Consider the following 17,451-nt stretch of genomic DNA (forward strand, 5'->3'; position numbering starts at 1 on the left):
ACTATCTCTCAATATTATCCCCATATTTCAAACATAATTAAGGATAGATAAATTTCTGTAGCCCATCACTATCCACATAAAATGGAAGTTCTTCTTTTCCTCCCGTCAGGTTTCTGAGCCATAAAAGTGAACCGGATGGAATACTGACCGTAATATAATTATATCTAGCCCGTTCACTCAGGATTTTCTTCCATTCGCCATTATTCCAACAAAACAATTCATATTGATTACCCGCTATAATACCATTGTCAGCATTCAATGGCATCATCCGTATCTTTGTAACAAATTGAGGTTTCTTCAACATGAAACGTATAGTCGGGTAAGGCTCCGGAGATGTTTGCGGATTACCGTCGTATTCGGCCTTCCATTTAATCCGTTCCAAAGGTTCATCCATTAGTCGGACTTCAGTTTTATCTTCTGATAAAGTATCCCCAGATGACAGTATCGGCAAAGGAGATGCCGCAATGACATTCTCATATCCATATCGGATGTCAGTTATAAATTCCAGTTCGGACAGGGCAGCATGTGGATATTCATCTGTTGTCTTTATCTGATAATATTGATAAGGTCCTTTATTCATGTCAAGTTTTATATCCTGAAAATAAGGTTGTAGTGTATCCGCTATTATCCCGACTGTATCACAGGGCTGAAAACCGGGGTCATTACTTGCCTGAATTACCGTTCCAATCAATTTTACCGCCTTATCCACCAATCCTTGCTTCATAGGGAACTTACGAAGCAATGTCACATCATCAGCCTTTCCTTCTATATGAGACTTTATTATCTTCCCACCTTTGTCCAGATAGAAAGGTTCTCCAAAAGAGAATGACTTGCCAAATGGTGAATAGTAAACAGGGAAATAGTATCTATCCGGAATTACGGACGAGAAAGTGACATTCTGCTTCGTACGGTTTATTTTCCCCCAAGTTACAGGAATGATGCCGGAAGGCACTCCACTATTAAAAGCGGCAAGATATGCCAGATTATTATTTCCGGTTTCCCGATAAGGAAGAATCAAAGGAATGGTCTTCAACAAATGCGAAGTAACATCTTTCAGAAATGGAGAATCAAAAATGTCCGGGACATATTCACCATTCTTCTCCATAAAGAAAGGCGTATCTTTTTGTTCTGAAAACATAAAACGATAAATATTCAGTATGTCTTTCGTATCAAAAGAACTATTGTCGCTAGTCGGTATTGACGATTCCGGATTAAACGCCAGCCAATTTCCATTTTTATCCAATACTACTCCATGATAATGCCTTCCCTGAAACTGTTTATAACATGCATTAAACTCCACAGCAGCAGGTATACCACAAGCCCTCAATATAGACACACCATAACTTGCAATCGGGATGCAGTCATGAAAGCCATAAAAAAACAGTTCCTGATAACCTATTTCTTCTTCATAAGGATATAACGGGAAAAATTTGCACAACTGATTTATTACGAAATTATATCGCTGAACCACATTCTGCACGGAATCTTTATCAATGTCCTTCAAATATTTATCCATAAAAGCAAAATAAATATCTGAAAAATCAGTCAATGAGTTATCGGGAATACTTCGATAAGGAAGAACATACTCATAAAAATCCTCTGTAGATAATCTTCGTACACTATTCATCTGCCTCTTCCATTCAAAGACATGATCTATATGATTGATTAATTGCTTGGCTGTAATCCAATTAAAATCATAATCTTCTTTCCAGAATATTTTGACAGATTGCTCCGAAACTCTGACATCATTCTGTATTCTGAATCCAATGCGAACACTATCTATCAATTTTTGTATATTCTCATTATGAAAACTATCAGTAGCCATATACACTGAATGATAGAAAAGAGAATCCGCGGCTTTTGTCAGTGAATCCAACAACGGATGTTGCCGCGGATTCCTTATGGAATAATACGAACGATGATACCGCATATTCGCAATTAAAAACTTTGCGGCTTTCAATTTTTGAGGTTCATGCTTATAATGCTTCAAAACCGTTTCCAACTCAGTCCTGTTCGCCCCAGATATTGACAAAACGGTATCAACACGCTTGTCTACTTCACTCGCACAGCCTGACAACAGAAACAGAAAAAAAGTAATAACAAGGCTATTCTTTATCATATTCAATACTATTTATAATATGAATCTTCAATCATTCAAAATTCTCTTCTGTCAACAATCTCGTTTGTTCTCTTTTCATCTCTCTCTTCATCATTCGGATAGTTGAAGTTTTAATTTTCATTGGTTTATCTATAATTGACTTGGCAACATCAAGCATACGCTCCCGGTTGCCCACATCCTTATATAAATAGAACAACTTATGAAGAGGCAGGAAACGGGAAGGACACATCATAGATGCATTATCATAATACTTCTCCGCCAACTCATGCTTATCCAACTCCTGATAGTTTTCACCTATCATAAGTTCCAAATCATAATCCGCCCAATATTTACGGCATTTCAACGCTACTTTCAGACTCTCTTCATATTGCTTATTCTCCAGAAGTATAGCTGCATAATTATAAAGAAAATACGGATTATTCTCAAATTCCCTCTCTAACCCCACATAGGCCGGAAGAGTTTTTCCGGACACTCCATAAAGTGCAAGTCCTGATACCTTTCCCCATTCCTTTTCTGCCATTACACGCTCTACCAATTTGTAAACACCTCCAAGTGAACAAAGAAGAATAAAGATACATATGACATTTTTTATCATCGAACGAGCAAGAATCTCTGTAATATATTCCCTTGTAAGGATGACAATGCACAAGAGCGTAACAATCCACGTAAAAGGATATGTGAACGGATAGGAGAAGAATGAAAATATACCTATTGATATAAGGGAATAAAGAGCTATCCGTTTCTCCAGACAAGGGTGTGTTTTATAACAGTACGTTATCAAAGTTATCATTGCAAGTATCACTAACAAGCCCACAAATCCAAAATTCAGGAGAACTCCCACATATTCATTAAAAGGATGTTTTACATTATCAGCTAACATAGAATAATGGTTCTCCCCGTGTTGCCGGAAATAACCTGCCTGATAATCCATATAACGAGCTTCAAAACTACCTACCCCGTGACCAAACCACGGCGCATCTTTTATCATATCTGCGCTGCATCGCCAAATAAGTAACCTACCGTCAGCAGAGTCTTTTTTCATCCAGTAACATCCTGACAATAATAAAGCGAAACATACTAAAGAAAGACATTTCATCCATCTTTTATGAAAGAACTTCATATTCAAAAGAATAAGACAGATAAAGGCAATGCTCATAATACCAGCTCTTGATTGTGACAGAACCACAGCTACTGCAATTACGAATCCTGTCATCCATCCTACATACCTGATATATTTATTCTTATCCGACAATAAGAATCCTGCAAAAGGGAAGCCTGCACATAGACATGCCGCAAAGCCCGCAGGATTGTCAAAACTCCCTGTAACCCCAAAAGTAGTAGATACCTGAAAGAAACCGAAAAACTGAACTACTCCGAATATTGCCTGCAAAAAACAAGAGACAACAATAACAAAGCCATACACTGATTTCCCCATCTCAGACTGCTTATTCCACCTACCAAACAATAGGTTAACAGCTTCATATACTAACACCACTAATAGCGCAAACACAACGAAGCACCATTTAGGAACAATATATGAATCCGTAAATTGTCGTGAATAGACAAAGAGACTGCCTAAACACAATATAGCAAACAGACAATGAGATATTCTTATCATGTTACCTATTTCCAACAATCATTTTTTAGAAGCTCCACTCAATCTTTCCAATGATCTCAAAAGTTTCCGTGTATCACCTCCGACTGTTGCTCCTTGGATAATTCTGTTTTTATCAATAATAACATTTGAGGGATATACATAAATATGTAATATATCATCAAATTCGTCTTTATAACCAGGAACAACAATTATATTTTCCCACTTCAGGTTCAATCTCCCCATCAACCTTTTTACTTCTCCACTAGAATCGGGCGTCAGTGCAACAAATCGAATATCCGGATAATCTTCGGCAAGTATATCTAAAGCTGTAAGTTCCCGTATACAAGGGCGACAATGCCTGTTCCAAAAACATATAACCGTAATATCAGATTCATCCATTTTAACGGGCTTTCCACTCATATCAACAAAATCAATCCGAGGAAGCGTCTTACCAATTAATGTCTCAAGCTTAGGATGTTTATAAGTTAAGTGAATTTCCGTTATTTCATCCGTTCCTTTGATAGAAAGGATATATTTACCCGTTTCTAAAGAGTCAGAATGCGCCTGTTTTGTTATAGGTCTTTGCTCTGCATCAAAATATATAATCGTGTCGCCTTCTACGGTAACCCGATTACTATTAACACGAGTTACCTTTTGGGCATGGCAAACACCCACGAAAAGGAATGGCAAAAGGAAAAAAAATAGTTTCATATTTCAAAGGTTTTATAGTATGTAACTGAATCAAACGATGTTTGAGTCAGTTACATAACAAATTATTCTAAAAAAATCACTTTTGTGTTTTTTGTACTTTACAAACACTTCTATCACCTTTTGAACAAAAACATTTGACCCCTTCTTGGGTTTTAGCAATCTCGCAATCAGGGCATTTATTTTTATCTTCGTTTTTACACGAATATATTGTTAAGCCATCCGTAATTCCGACTTCGCCTCGTGTTTTGACTTTTTTCATACCTAAACTTCCATCCAATGTTACATTACTCATTATCAAATTACTCGAATGTCCATCGTATGTCATGTATCTAATTTCAGCAATAAATCCTTGATCTGTATCATAATAAATCACATCATTAATCTCTACATCTTTATTTTCACCATACTTTTCCTCTATTACCTCAGTTACTAAATTAGTCAGTACTTCAATTGTTGCAGCGATTCTTTGACCATTAGGAGCTGTCAAGTTTATTGATGTATTACCATTATCTACAAGTTCATCCGACTCTTTATCACAACTTCCAAATGTAAATCCTAATATTGCTATTATTAATAGTAGTTTATTTCTCATATTCTTAATATTTATATTCATATAAAGCGCAGCCTTCCACAAGTCCATCATCACACGCACAGCGTACTTGACCATGTTCCTTGTCATTTATGACTCGACACTTCTTACATTTATTATTACTTCTTTTTTTACAGCTATAGCTTTCATACCCATCTTCAGAGCCTCCTTCTGTTCTAGTCTTTATCTTCGGGCCAGAGGTTGTCTCTTTTTTCACAAGAATTATGTTACTTTCTATTCCATCTTCAGTTACATATTCAATTTCAGCACAAAAACCAGCTTCCAATGAATCGTACTGAATACTTACTATTTCAAAGTCCTTATTTTCCCAATTATCTTCCTCAATAATAGGGGATAACAGTTCTTTCAATCTTTTTATATTTTTGGCAATATATTCACCACTGGGAGCTTGTAGGTTCAAATTCTTTTCTTTTACTGAAGTCTCACCTTCATATGAATATTCATCTGAATTACAGCTACTAAAAACTAGCATAATAACAAACAAGCTGACGTTTAATAGAATTATTATTTTCTTCATTTTTATCGAATTAATCATTTTAATATACATTCTGAATCTATCTTCATCGCATAATAAACCATTTAATACATAAAGCCTCCTTTCCTTTAATTTATGAACTATTTGCAACAATCCTTATTTTATGCATAGGATAAATGCTATTAGATTTTAAAATAAGATATCGTTCTACTTTTTCATCTTTATCAGCAGTAAATTCAAAATTGACATACTGAGATTCTTTTGGAAGAATAGTATACATTTCATCTCCTATAAGTTTTACACAAGAGCAGCTAAGTTGAATTTCTTTAATTTCTAGAGGAGTATTACCCGAATTTAATATTTTAATTTTAAATGGCTTAGCAACCCCTCTCTCACAATCGCCCAATTCGATAAATGTTACACATTCTAATACAGGTTCAACTTTTGAATTATAACAAGAATCAATGACACCTTTTGCTGCAATAAAAAGTTCTGGATAAATCTCAAGTTCCAAATCATTATCAAAAGCCAATAACTGTTTAGCTACCAATTGAGCTGCTTCATGTTTGCTATGTTTAGCTAAATTCATCATCTTCAAATAAGCTATATAAGGATAATTTATGGAGTCCAGCAATTTGTTAATTCGAAGTTCAATATTCAGTCCTTGTTCAAAGTCTAATTTACATAAGAGAACACTATTCAACAATGGAATTAGTTGTTCTTTATCCATATCAAAATTATTATAATACGCTAACTCTCTGCACATTTTTCCCGTTTTAACAACTTGTTCTATACAATCAAAGCATTTACGAGATGCTCCGGGTATAATATCTATTAAATTACCAGAGGGAGAGAAAATACATGTAATAGGATCTGAAATTGAATAGAGCCATTGCCCATACCAACAATTTTGGGGTAAACGGATATCTATCATATTAAATACAGTTTTAATATGATTCTTTACCAAACGTTCCTTATATATTTTAGAGGTCAAATTGGATGTATCTAAAAGAACTATACAAAAGTTCTCACTTCTGTTCATGGCAATTTGTTGAGCCTCATGGAAGTTTCCATTATAAAGAACTTCTAAATGTCTAGAAGAGCACCCCACAAAAATAAATATTATGACTAATATTGTCATTAAACAATTTCTTTGTATCAATTTCATAATAATATATTTGGCAATAAAACTATAGTGTATCCTTTTTCACGCTTCCTTTTATCAAGAGTTCCTCATAAGTATCTTCAGCATTAGAGATAAGATAAATTTTCTTGTGAAAATATCCTGATATCCTATTTAGATTCAAAACAACTTTTATTTTACTCGATTCTCCTTTCATTATCGGAGTTTTGACATAATCAGTTTCAATGCATCCACAAGACACATCTATTTTAGTTATCACTAGAGGTTTTTCTCCTGTATTAGTAAATTCAAAAAAAGTACTAACATACTCATTCTCCCCTTTATTAATAGTTCCCAAATCTATCTCATTTACCTCGAACGAGATGATAGGATATTTTTTATCATAATCTACTTTAGATATTGATGCATTTTCCATAGACCTTTGACCATTAATGCAACTACATAAAAAGATAGTAATTACTACTATAAAAAAAGGTTTCATACATTGATAGATATTAGGTAACTAAACTCATATAATTTCTTTGTAAAGATAGGAACCATTTTAAGGCAATACAATAGGGTGTTACACTGTTTCAAGAGGTACTAAAGCCTGTAGAGAGATATATCACAGTTTTTTTCTTATATTTCCTCTATATTGTAACAGTTCAAATAGATTCCAATTCTTCCTTAGAATCAAAATGAGTATCTACAAGATCGAAAACATTACTGCTGCTCATTAATGTTACACTTATAAAGTTAATATACTAGTTTAGAAAGAACTCTCATGACGTTTTCCCTCTTTATTCAACGCCACATTGTAACACAACAGATGTGCATATACTAAATATTCCCCTTTTTTTGTATCAAGATTATTTTTAGAATTAATCCGTTTTTCGTTACTTTGTTCTCAGAATTAAATAAAACACTTAATAATCATGAGAAAGAAAAGACATTTTTTGTATTATGCAATGACGCTTGCCTTTGGATTAGCGACTATCTTTATTATTCATAGCTGTAGCACGGACGAATACTATTCTGATGAACTACAAATAGAAGAAAACGGGATACCCCGAAAATCAGCGCTTTCATCAAACATAATAAATAATACAAATTCACTTATCGACTCTATTGCTATTTCTGATGAATTTTGGGAATTTGAAAGGAATAGTAGACTCTTAGCAGACAAGTTTCAGGCTTACACTTCAACTCTGAGTGAAGAAGAGCATGACAAACTCATGGAAAACTTGAACGATGATGATTACATGGAAGAGTTTATCAGAAAAGCGAATTTAGAAAAAGAACTTCAACAGATGAATGAAGCTAAGGAAAACTTGCTTCTACACACCGGATTCTCCAGACTAAGCGAAGATGAACGTATATCACTGTTCAGACAGTATGCCGAGAGCCATGAATCTACAGGTAAAACACTCATAAAAACACGCACTGAAGGCGGAGATGCTAATAGTTGTGAAGCAAAAAGACAAGCAGCCTATGCACAGGCAAAAGCGGATTATGATAATGCCATTATAAAATGTAAACAAGAGTCTTCTACAAATAATTATTGTTACACGCAAGCATTAGCTAACTATGAAAGATGCAAAAGAGCGTCTGATAGAGCATACGAAGAATGTATAGGAAAATAATTATATATATAGTTCTAAATAATGTAATGTGGCTTACCAGCATTGCAATGTGTTATCTAGATTGCTTTATTGACAACCTAAACTACACATTTCAAGATTTCCTCATTATCTTTTTCGAACTTCTTGCACGCATAGCACTTGTAGCAGGAGCTATCAGTATATTTCCACAAGAACCATACTCTAATAAAAGAGTGTGGTTCTATTATATCATCATGGGTGGGAGTTTGACTATTATTGATACATTTATACGACTGGCAGGCACTTTACAAAAGTTATTATTTTAGCGCTGTTTGCAGAAAAGATTCCAGTTCCTCGTCGCCAGCACCTAAACGCTTTCGGGCACGAGACTTCATCGTACGATACGTCCCGTCAGTAATACAAAATATAGATAGTATTTCATCTTTAGTCTTATACATCCGGATTAACACACAGAGTACAATATCCCGCGGTGGAAGTTGACAGCCTTGTTTCTTCAACCAAACAAAGAATTCGGAATCAATCATCCGGCATTCTTCTATCAGCAAAATATAGTCTTTGGCAGAAAATTGAGCGATAGACCGATTTTCAATAAGTTTGCGAAGGAGAACAATGTCCTTCTGTCCAGTTGGTGGAGAATCAAGTAATTGCTGCATTTTTTGAGTTTGAAGAACAGCCTGCCGCCGTTCATCCGCCAACTTCTGATACAATGTAATAGAGACTTTTATTGTAGCGGCTACCATTATACCAATAACGACCAACACAGGAATAGTATACTCCGACAACACAGGTGCTATTTCCATATGAATCTCCCTCGGCATAATCATATAAATTTCATCTGCCGTAATCAAAATAAAAGCAGCAATGAACTGCCAGTCTATCACTTCAGAAATACCAATACGTTCTCCCTTTGCACGAAATGTCCACAATAACGCCCCCACAAAAAGAATCAGCCACATCAATAAATGCATCGAAGACGAGAATGCATCAACATACATTCCGGGGAAAAAGGCCTGAAATATATAAGCTGCCAGTAGAATCAAACAGCAAAGCAAGCCGCCTGACAGTAATTGCTTAAAAGGATAAGTCGGAAATTTCATCACTCATTTTATCTTGTATTCTTGAATCACAAATATAGCGAAAAGAATATTCACATTGATAATCATCTTCAATATTCTTTTCATAAAACGAAAAAGTCCCGGATTACCCAACAAAGCCACTGTCCCTTCATCGCTTTCACCTTTTTCCCGAAACCTCTATCCGAAGCAGGAAAGCGGGTGAAAGCGATGCTGTAAAAGTCGCCTCACAGTGCTTTCACCACTTATCGCCGCACCAATTCGCGCGACACCCCGTAATACCCTGCCGCAGGTACATAAATCGGTTGCATGCGTTTACCTATATTCCGCAATTTCCCTTCGTCCTGCAATCGTCGGAGATGACGGTTCGCCGTAGTCCGCGTCATGCAGCACACTTCCTGAAAATCATAACGGAGCATTACATCATGCTCGGCAAAATACTCCTTCAACCGCATATCTATCTCTACTTCCGACAGAGATTCCGAATGGCGCGCATAGTTGCTCCGGCTAACCTTGACACCTCTAAGCTCACCCTTCAGACGGGCATCGGGACGGAAACCGATTGTTTTCAATTCCATTTTCGATGATTTGTTCTTTGTGCTACGAGTCACTTTCTCCGTGCTCCTCAAGATAGGGGCAAAATAGCCGAGCCCTTCGATATGCACTTCACGTCCTTCGCGCAGTTCCTCACCACAGATTTGGGCAAGCATCTCGAACGCATTTTTCACATCACCCACAGAAAGGGAACTGCGGTTGTGAATCATCCGGCACAATTTGTCCATCCCCAGCTTTCCATTCAAAAAAATGCGGGGGTGCAAGCCTTTCTCTTCCGAATCATCGGATTCACCGGGATTCTCATACCAATCGTAAAGTATAGCCATAAGCATTTAACGTCTTTATAATGAATACTTTTCATGCAAAACCTTTAGAATTACCAACGAACCACTACCGTGGTTCATTCAAACTACTACTGTTATTCAATTAAACAACTTTAGTCATTTAATTAAACCACACTAGTGAATCATTGATAAATCTAAGGCAAAGATACGATAAATAATAGTGAAAAGGGTGATAAGAAGCAGATATCTTCCGTTAAGGAAAAAATATCTTTTTTTATTGAGAAATACTTGCAAACCGGTATCGTCCTATTGTAGAATTGCAACGCCACAACACCGCCTTTTATCATCCTTGTCCGGCGGAAGAAGTCTTTCATGCCTGCTACCGGATGGCCGGAGACGATGAAGAAGGAAGTGAACGGCTTTCGGCTTCGGACATATTCAGGAGACTGAAAATGTATAACCCGGCTGCCATGCGCGGAAGTAATCCGGCTACATTTGCACAAGTGCTGCTCGCAGCGGGAGTCACCCGCAAACATACCAAATATGGGAATGTATATCTGGTGAAACCGTTGAAAGCGGCATAAAGCCCCAAGCAGAGAAAGGATTCACCCATAAGAGATTGGAAAATAATAGTTTACCAAAAAAGTGAAAGGAGTGAAAAAGAGATAGATGGGGAGGGAAATTATCAAGGTTAGAAACAGTCATCTATTTTATCGGTTGAGCCAAGGCTCCGGATTCAGTTTCTCTTTTTCCCGCCGCAACTGGAAGTGCAATACTGTCCGTCCATTATCCGTCCCGTCGGAGAAGACTTGTCCTATGGATTGCTTCGTTTTCACCGTATCACCGGTTTTCACAGAGGCCGACGAAAGGTTACAATAAACGGAAATATAGTTGCCGTGACGGATAAGTACATTGAATAATCCGTTCAACTGGAATACGGCTGCTACTTTACCATCGAAGATGGCACGCGCCTGCGCTCCGGGTTTTCCCTGAATGTCTATTCCTTTATTATCCAGTTTCACATTACGCAGCCCTTCCACTGCATATTGTCCGTAATGGCTGGTGATGATATAAGCACCGGAGATAGGCATGGGAAGTTTCCCACGGTTGGCGGCAAAGTTGCCGGACAGTTCCCGGTCCGCCTTGCTCATGGTGTAAGCTTCCAGAGGTTTTGAGTTTGTTTTTGCTGCTGTCCCCGTTCCGGAAGACTGGCTGCCTTCTGCCTTCTTACGTGCAGCCGCTTCACGGCGGGCTTCCTCCTGGGCACGCTTGCGGGCGCGTTCTATTTCCTCGGCAATGAGTTTGTCGATACGGGCATTCAGTTGGTTTGCCTCTTTGCGTTTCTTATTAATCTCGTTCTGAAGGCCTTTCTGTTTCTTTTGCAGATTGGCTACCAGTGTCCGTTTTTCTTTTTCCTGAGCTTCCAGTTTCACCTTTTCGCCTTCACGCTCTTTCAGCAGATTCTCCTTGGCTGCTTTCACCTGTTGGCGTTCTGCTTTTTTCTTGCGTATCTGCTCCTGCTTCTTCAGAATCTCTTCACCCTGCAAACGTTGGTAAGTGGCATACTCACGCACGTAACGCATACGGCGGTAAGTCTGTCCCAAGTTCTTGGCAGAGAAGATGAACATTAATTTCTCCTCTATCGATTTATTCTTGTACAAGTATTGGACGGAAGCTTCATATTTCCTCTTTTTATCTTTCAAGTCTTTCTCCAATGCCCGCAACTGACGCTCCAAGGTGTTCAATTCACGTTCGATGGCTTCCACGTCATTATTGATAGCCAGAATATAACGTTTCCGTTCCTCAATCTGCCCGGTCAATGCCGCCAAGCTATTCAGTTGGCTGCCTACATCCTTCTTTGTATCCTTCAATATAGATTCCGACTCGGCTATCTGCTTTTGCAGAGCACCGCGCCTGCTTTCCAACTCGCGAATCAATTTATTCGACTGGGCGGAAAGTGGAACTGCCAACCATAGGCAACTGATTAGAATAACAAAGAGACGTTTCATCATAACAAAGCCATCAGCATTTTTACTAATTCTTCCAAAGGAACTTGCCGGTATTTGGCGGTAAGTTCGGTCGGAGTCATGGAGAATTCTTTCGTAGAAAACTCATAAAGTTGGACTTTGGCCTTTTCCAACGAAGGAATGCCTATATCTTTTCCCGTCAGTTCCGTCTTTCCACCGGGCAGGGACGCATCCATCAATATCTTTTCCAGACGGGAGAACTCCGCGTTCTTTGGTAACATCCCTTTCAGTTCTTCTTTCGTCGCACGGACAAATCTCCTGTTCATCCGGTCTACCAGCAATACTTCATCGGGAGTGATTTCGATACGCGCTACTTCCGTACGCAAGATAGGCATCAACAAAGAGACTTGTACACGTTCGTGGGTTTTCATCTTCATCGTTCCCCCCACGGACATGCTCCCCCCCCCTTTATTGGGAATGGTCAGTTGAAGTTTGGAAGCCAGATAGCCGGATACGGGAGCCTTTGTTTCCGAAGTCGCCAGACGCTTCGAACTCTTACAACCTGCCAATACGACTACCACCAGCAATAGATATACAAATCTTCTCATTCTGCAATATATTTCTTCTTCTCTATTTTCCGTTTCAATGTTTTCGACTCACTGCCCATTTCGAGCGCCTGTTTCCAGTATTTCAACGCACCTTCCACATCACCGGTCATAAAATAAATATCCCCGCAATGTTCCACTATCACATCGCTTTTCTCGCCGTCGCTCTTCATCGCATTATCAATGTAGATACGTGCCTCGGCATAATTCCCCTTTTCAAAAAGAATCCAGGCATACGTGTCGAGATAAGTGGAGTTATTGGGTTCCGCCTTTACAGTTTTGTAACTCATTTCTTCCGCCTTGTCCAAATCACGGCGTTCCACAGACAAGTAATAAGCGTAATTATTCAACGCGCCGATATTGGAAGGATTGTACACCAAAGCCGAGTCATAGGCAGCATAAGCCTCTGCCATCTGGTTCTTTGTGTGGTAAATATCCCCCATTATCGAATAGAAATCCGATACAACTTCTTTTCTCGTATCGGGTGTCACGTGTTTCAGTGCTCTGTTGCAAACAGTCAATACGCTGTCAGTCTGTTCCGCCTGATGATAGGCAATTGCCAGATAATAATACAATCCCAAAGCATCCGGAGTAGCCTCGATACCCGGCTCACAAACTTTTATAATCTGTTTATAATCTTCTTTTTTCACAGCGGCACTGACCAGCATCAAGCGGGCAGCCTTGTTAGCCGGGTCTAAGTCAACCACTTGTTCCAACACCGGGACGGCTTCCTGCTCCATATTCTTCGACAGCAGATACTGCGCATAAAGCATCGGGACTTGCGGGTCATCCTGTTCCTGCTTCATCATCCGGTCAAACAAAGCAATCACTTGGGTACTGTCTTTAGCCGATGACTGTTCATTTTCCACAATTATCTGACGCATGACATTGATTTTCGTATCAGGAGTCACCTTCTTGTTCAGCAGCAGTGTATCCAGTTGCTGTTGGTGCAATTCCTTTTGTCCGGTCTGTTCATAATAAGAAGCCATCGAGAAGAGAGCCATCGGGTTGTCCGGCTCTGCCGCCAACACCTTCTGATATGTCTCGTAGGCTTCCTCTTTCTTGCCATTCTGAAGATATACATCTCCCAAAATCACCTGATACCGCATATCCATCGGATATTCCTGCACCAGGCTCTCGATTTCCTGAAACGCCTTCTTGTCATCTTTCATCTGGAGATAAATGCGGAATTTCTCCATAGACAACTGTTCGTTCTTGCCCAAACGCTTCTCCAAGCGATTCAGTGTGGAAATCACATCGTTATATTTTTCCTGACGGCTATAAATATCAAGCAGGCTGAACAAAGGTTCCTGCTTCGTCGGAAAACGGGTGACCATCTTCTCGAGCAAAACGACCGCTTTATCCAGTTCATTCTGCTGCTGATACAGATTGACCAACCCCTGGCTATACCAATAATTGTCGGGAGCATAGGCCACCGCTTGCTCCAGAGCCGCCTGACCTTGCGGAACCTGGCGAAGGAACATGTAATACTGGGAAACTTCGTAAAGCGCAGAAGAAGCACCCGGATTAATATCCAGACAATGCTGCAACAAGCCGAAAGCCGCGTCATATTCCTTCTTCTCCTTCATCCGCATGGCTTCCAGAAAGAAATAGTCATACTTCCGCTGTTGCTCCGCCGTTACATAAGTCTTTCCTATCGGGGAAGAAGCCCCCTCATCCTTTGCAGACTTCGCCGTACGCCCTGTACGTGCCGTCCCGCACGAGGTCAAGACCCATACCGAGACCAGCAGCCATCCTATTTTTATCTTCATTTCATTTTTTTAATTAAGCATTCATCATACTCCGGTATGACCGAAACCACCGGCTCCCCGTTCTGTTTCATCCAGCACTTCCACTTCCTGCCATGTCGGTTGCTCATGCTTCGCTATCACCATTTGGGCGATACGTTCGCCATCTTCAATCACAAAAGTTTCGGAAGAGAGATTGATTAGGATAATGCAGATTTCCCCCCGATAATCCGCGTCAATCGTCCCCGGAGAATTAAGTACGGAAATTCCTTTCTTGATAGCCAGACCGCTACGGGGACGGATTTGTGCTTCAAATCCCTTCGGGAGAGCTATATATAATCCTGTCGGCACCAGGCAACGTTGCAATGGTTCCAGTGTGATAGGTTCGGAAAGGTTAGCGCGGATGTCCATTCCTGCGGACAATTCGGTGGCATAAGCCGGAAGCGGATGCTTCGATTTATTGATAACTTGAATATTCATAAGTGCATGTTTACTATTTAACGGGCGAAAATACACATTTTGAACTGAAAAATAGTTAAGTTTGCAGTTAAATAATGTACCGTTCTCCAAATTGTAAATCGTAAATAGTCAAATCGTAAATAAAATGATGAATTGGAACCAATTAATATCAGCTAAACGTTTCGGGATGGAAGAATTCCACGAAGAACGTCAGGAAAACCGCTCCGAATTTCAACGGGATTATGACCGACTTATTTTCTCCGCGCCTTTCCGCAGATTACAGAATAAGACGCAGGTATTTCCTCTGCCGGGCAGCGTCTTTGTACACAACCGGCTCACGCATAGTCTCGAAGTCTCCTGCGTCGGCCGTTCCTTGGGCAACGATGTTGCCAAAGCTATCCTGCAACGCCAACCGGAACTTCAGGAATCTTTCCTGCCGGAGATTGGTTCTATCGTATCCGCCGCTTGCCTGGCGCATGACTTGGGAAACCCTCCTTTCGGTCATTCCGGCGAACGGGCCATATCCACCTTTTTCTCCGAGGGGAAAGGTCTGCGCCTGAAAGAGAAGCAACCGGACGGAGAGCAACTTTCTGCGATGGAATGGGAAGATTTGACACATTTCGAAGGCAATGCGAATGCATTCCGCATCTTGACCCACCAGTTCGAAGGACGTCGGAAAGGCGGCTTCGTCCTGACATATACAACGTTGGCTTCCATTGTAAAATACCCCTTTTCATCGAGCCTTGCCGGCAAAAAGTCTAAATTCGGGTTCTTCGTCAGCGAAGAAGACAGTTTTCATAAGATTGCGACGGAGCTGGGACTGACATTGCTGAACGAGCACCCGTTAAAGTATGCACGCCACCCGCTGGTCTATCTGGTAGAAGCCGCCGATGATATCTGTTACCAGATGATGGATATCGAAGATGCCCATAAATTGAAAATACTCACTACCGAGGAGACGAAAGAGTTGCTAATGGCATATTTCGACGAGAAACGGCAGGAGCATCTCCGAAAGACTTTCCGGATTGTCAATGACACGAACGAGCAAATCGCTTATCTGCGTTCTTCCGTAATCGGATTATTGATTCGTGAATGCACCCGCGTGTTTTTGGAACATGAGCAGGAGATATTGTCCGGCACCTTCGAAGGGACGCTTGTCAAGCACATTTCCGAGCGTCCGGCAGGAGCTTACATGCACTGCTCCGAAATTTCTTTGAAGAAGATTTACCGTTCGCGAGACGTGCTGGACATTGAATTGGCCGGATTCCGTGTCATCAGCACGCTGCTCGATCTGATGGTAGACGCCGTGACCTCACCCGAAAAGGCTTACTCCGAGCTTCTGATTAACCGGGTTTCCAGCCAGTATAATATAAAAGCGCCTGCACTCTATGAAAGAATACAGGCGGTACTTGATTATATTTCGGGAATGACCGACGTCTTTGCCCTCGACCTCTACCGCAAGATTAACGGCAACAGTCTGCCTGCGGTGTAACAACCTTAGGAGTAAACGCTTCATCATCCTCAAAAGGGATTTTCAGCGCATCCGGATGGCTTTCTATAAACGTCTGGATGTGCCGGATTCGCTTATCCTCCAGTATTTCATCCACGGCAATCAGGATTCCGGTCTCTTCCACATCACCGAATTCATAGTTGATGGCTGTGCCAAACATACGCATCGTAGGACTCAGGCTCATATAAGCGTTCACCAGCGGCGGAATGTTATAGCCCAGTTTGCGAATCTCACAATTCAGGATTTTGTAATCTTCCTTAAAGCTGTCCTTACAGAACAATGCCCGCAACTCCTCTTCCGGAGTCTCCAATACCAAAGGCTCCATCGGCGTGACGAGCCTTTCCTTATCGTGGAAATGTTTCTTAAGGAAATAAAGAATCATATCACGGCCGCGGCGGTGGTAGCTGGGATACATTGTCACCTTTCCGAAGAAGTACTTCACGTTCGGCATAATCACGGTCAATGCTCCCAATCCGTCCCATAGGTTGTCCAGCGCAAACAGCCCCTTGCTTCCGGCACGGGTAGACTGATATTCAAGCGTCACAAACGAACGTCCCAACTCTATCGTCTGCGGCAAATATTTTTCAATAAAAGTATCCGAGAAATCGAACATATGGGAAGTGGCAAGAATCGGAGCGCCTTTTTCGTCGAAACGCACGTCCGTCCCAAGCAGATAGCGGTAGCCGCCTAAAATCTCTTCGGCTTCCGGGTTCCACACAATGAGCTGCTTGTAGGGATGCTCCATTGTGTCGTATTCGTCTATATCCATCGACAGCCCGGTTCCTCCGCCGGCAGCCCGGAAAGCAATTTCGCGCAAACGTCCAATCTCTTTCATCACATTGGGTGCATTCTGATGAGTAATAATGTAAATCTGGTTATTACTCTTATTGGTCATTCGTAAGCGTCTGTCTTCCGTCAATTCAGCCTTCAGCAGTTCTTTGCTTATCGGTTTGATAATCTCTTCCATATTTCTTGTTATAGTTGTTCTATCAA

General features: G+C 40.4%; 16 protein-coding genes and 1 pseudogene. 3 read left to right on the top strand and 14 right to left on the bottom strand.

The features are described from left to right. Positions 1-37 precede the first annotated feature (37 nt). From NSB03_RS00800 to NSB03_RS00830, 7 genes are all read right to left on the bottom strand, one after another. Complete coding sequence (locus tag NSB03_RS00800; protein ID WP_257466143.1) at positions 38-2,119, bottom strand: hypothetical protein; 2,082 nt, start codon at positions 2,117-2,119, stop codon at positions 38-40. 31 nt (positions 2,120-2,150) lie between these two features. Further along, complete coding sequence (locus NSB03_RS00805; protein ID WP_257466144.1) at positions 2,151-3,554, bottom strand: O-antigen ligase family protein; 1,404 nt, start codon at positions 3,552-3,554, stop codon at positions 2,151-2,153. A gap of 201 nt (positions 3,555-3,755) precedes the next feature. Further along, entirely contained in the window at positions 3,756-4,427 is a 672-nt protein-coding gene (locus NSB03_RS00810) for a TlpA family protein disulfide reductase (RefSeq protein ID WP_024986139.1), read from the bottom strand. A gap of 76 nt (positions 4,428-4,503) precedes the next feature. Then, positions 4,504-5,019, bottom strand: a complete 516-nt coding sequence (locus NSB03_RS00815) for a hypothetical protein (RefSeq protein WP_257466145.1) — start codon at positions 5,017-5,019, stop codon at positions 4,504-4,506. A gap of 4 nt (positions 5,020-5,023) precedes the next feature. Continuing rightward, the gene (locus NSB03_RS00820) at positions 5,024-5,554 is read right to left on the bottom strand and encodes a hypothetical protein (protein ID WP_257466146.1); all 531 of its coding nucleotides are present in this window, start codon (positions 5,552-5,554) and stop codon (positions 5,024-5,026) included. Positions 5,555-5,645: 91 nt separating this feature from the next. After that, complete coding sequence (locus NSB03_RS00825; protein WP_024986137.1) at positions 5,646-6,653, bottom strand: Ig-like domain-containing protein; 1,008 nt, start codon at positions 6,651-6,653, stop codon at positions 5,646-5,648. A 49-nt stretch (positions 6,654-6,702) separates the two neighbouring features. Continuing rightward, entirely contained in the window at positions 6,703-7,071 is a 369-nt protein-coding gene (locus NSB03_RS00830) for a DUF1573 domain-containing protein (protein WP_024986136.1), read from the bottom strand. 499 nt (positions 7,072-7,570) lie between these two features. Here NSB03_RS00830 and NSB03_RS00835 point away from each other — a divergent pair, with 499 nt between their 5' ends. After that, positions 7,571-8,278, top strand: a complete 708-nt coding sequence (locus NSB03_RS00835; RefSeq protein WP_128824200.1) for a hypothetical protein — start codon at positions 7,571-7,573, stop codon at positions 8,276-8,278. Positions 8,279-8,553: 275 nt separating this feature from the next. Here NSB03_RS00835 and NSB03_RS00840 read toward each other — a convergent pair whose 3' ends face one another. Both NSB03_RS00840 and NSB03_RS00845 read right to left on the bottom strand, forming a co-directional pair. After that, complete coding sequence (locus NSB03_RS00840) at positions 8,554-9,354, bottom strand: hypothetical protein (protein WP_024986133.1); 801 nt, start codon at positions 9,352-9,354, stop codon at positions 8,554-8,556. A gap of 221 nt (positions 9,355-9,575) precedes the next feature. Continuing rightward, on the bottom strand, positions 9,576-10,211 hold the full coding sequence (locus tag NSB03_RS00845) for an HU family DNA-binding protein (protein WP_024986132.1): 636 nt from the start codon (positions 10,209-10,211) through the stop codon (positions 9,576-9,578). Between the two features lie 272 nt (positions 10,212-10,483). Here NSB03_RS00845 and NSB03_RS00850 point away from each other — a divergent pair. Then, positions 10,484-10,753, top strand: a pseudogene (locus NSB03_RS00850) (DUF3874 domain-containing protein); the annotation flags it as partial. Between the two features lie 126 nt (positions 10,754-10,879). On the opposite strand, the gene NSB03_RS00855 reads toward NSB03_RS00850, so the two are convergent. From NSB03_RS00855 to dut, 4 genes are read right to left on the bottom strand one after another with little or no spacing between them, the layout of a single operon-like run. Further along, the gene (locus NSB03_RS00855) at positions 10,880-12,181 is read right to left on the bottom strand and encodes a murein hydrolase activator EnvC family protein (RefSeq protein ID WP_024986130.1); all 1,302 of its coding nucleotides are present in this window, start codon (positions 12,179-12,181) and stop codon (positions 10,880-10,882) included. Next, a complete protein-coding gene (gene lolB1, locus NSB03_RS00860) occupies positions 12,178-12,744 on the bottom strand; it encodes a lipoprotein insertase outer membrane protein LolB1 (protein WP_136014393.1) in 567 nt (188 codons plus the stop codon). The genes NSB03_RS00855 and lolB1 overlap by 4 nt, the downstream gene beginning before the upstream one ends. Then, positions 12,741-14,513 carry a tetratricopeptide repeat protein gene (locus tag NSB03_RS00865; RefSeq protein ID WP_024986129.1) on the bottom strand — a complete coding sequence of 591 codons (1,773 nt, stop codon included), beginning with the start codon at positions 14,511-14,513 and terminating at the stop codon, positions 12,741-12,743. Before NSB03_RS00865 ends, lolB1 begins: the two co-directional genes overlap by 4 nt. A 24-nt stretch (positions 14,514-14,537) precedes the next feature. Beyond that, on the bottom strand, positions 14,538-14,969 hold the full coding sequence (gene dut / locus NSB03_RS00870; RefSeq protein ID WP_121765467.1) for a dUTP diphosphatase: 432 nt from the start codon (positions 14,967-14,969) through the stop codon (positions 14,538-14,540). Positions 14,970-15,093: 124 nt separating this feature from the next. Between dut and NSB03_RS00875 the strand changes: the two genes are divergently transcribed. Next, entirely contained in the window at positions 15,094-16,440 is a 1,347-nt protein-coding gene (locus NSB03_RS00875; protein ID WP_024986128.1) for a deoxyguanosinetriphosphate triphosphohydrolase, read from the top strand. On the opposite strand, the gene glsB is transcribed toward NSB03_RS00875, so the two are convergent. Then, a complete protein-coding gene (gene glsB, locus NSB03_RS00880; RefSeq protein ID WP_024986127.1) occupies positions 16,412-17,425 on the bottom strand; it encodes a glycine N(alpha)-acyltransferase GlsB in 1,014 nt (337 codons plus the stop codon). The genes NSB03_RS00875 and glsB overlap by 29 nt on opposite strands. Between the last annotated feature and the right edge of the window lie 26 nt (positions 17,426-17,451).

The organism is Bacteroides acidifaciens (assembly GCF_024623065.1).
Classification (GTDB): domain Bacteria; phylum Bacteroidota; class Bacteroidia; order Bacteroidales; family Bacteroidaceae; genus Bacteroides; species Bacteroides acidifaciens.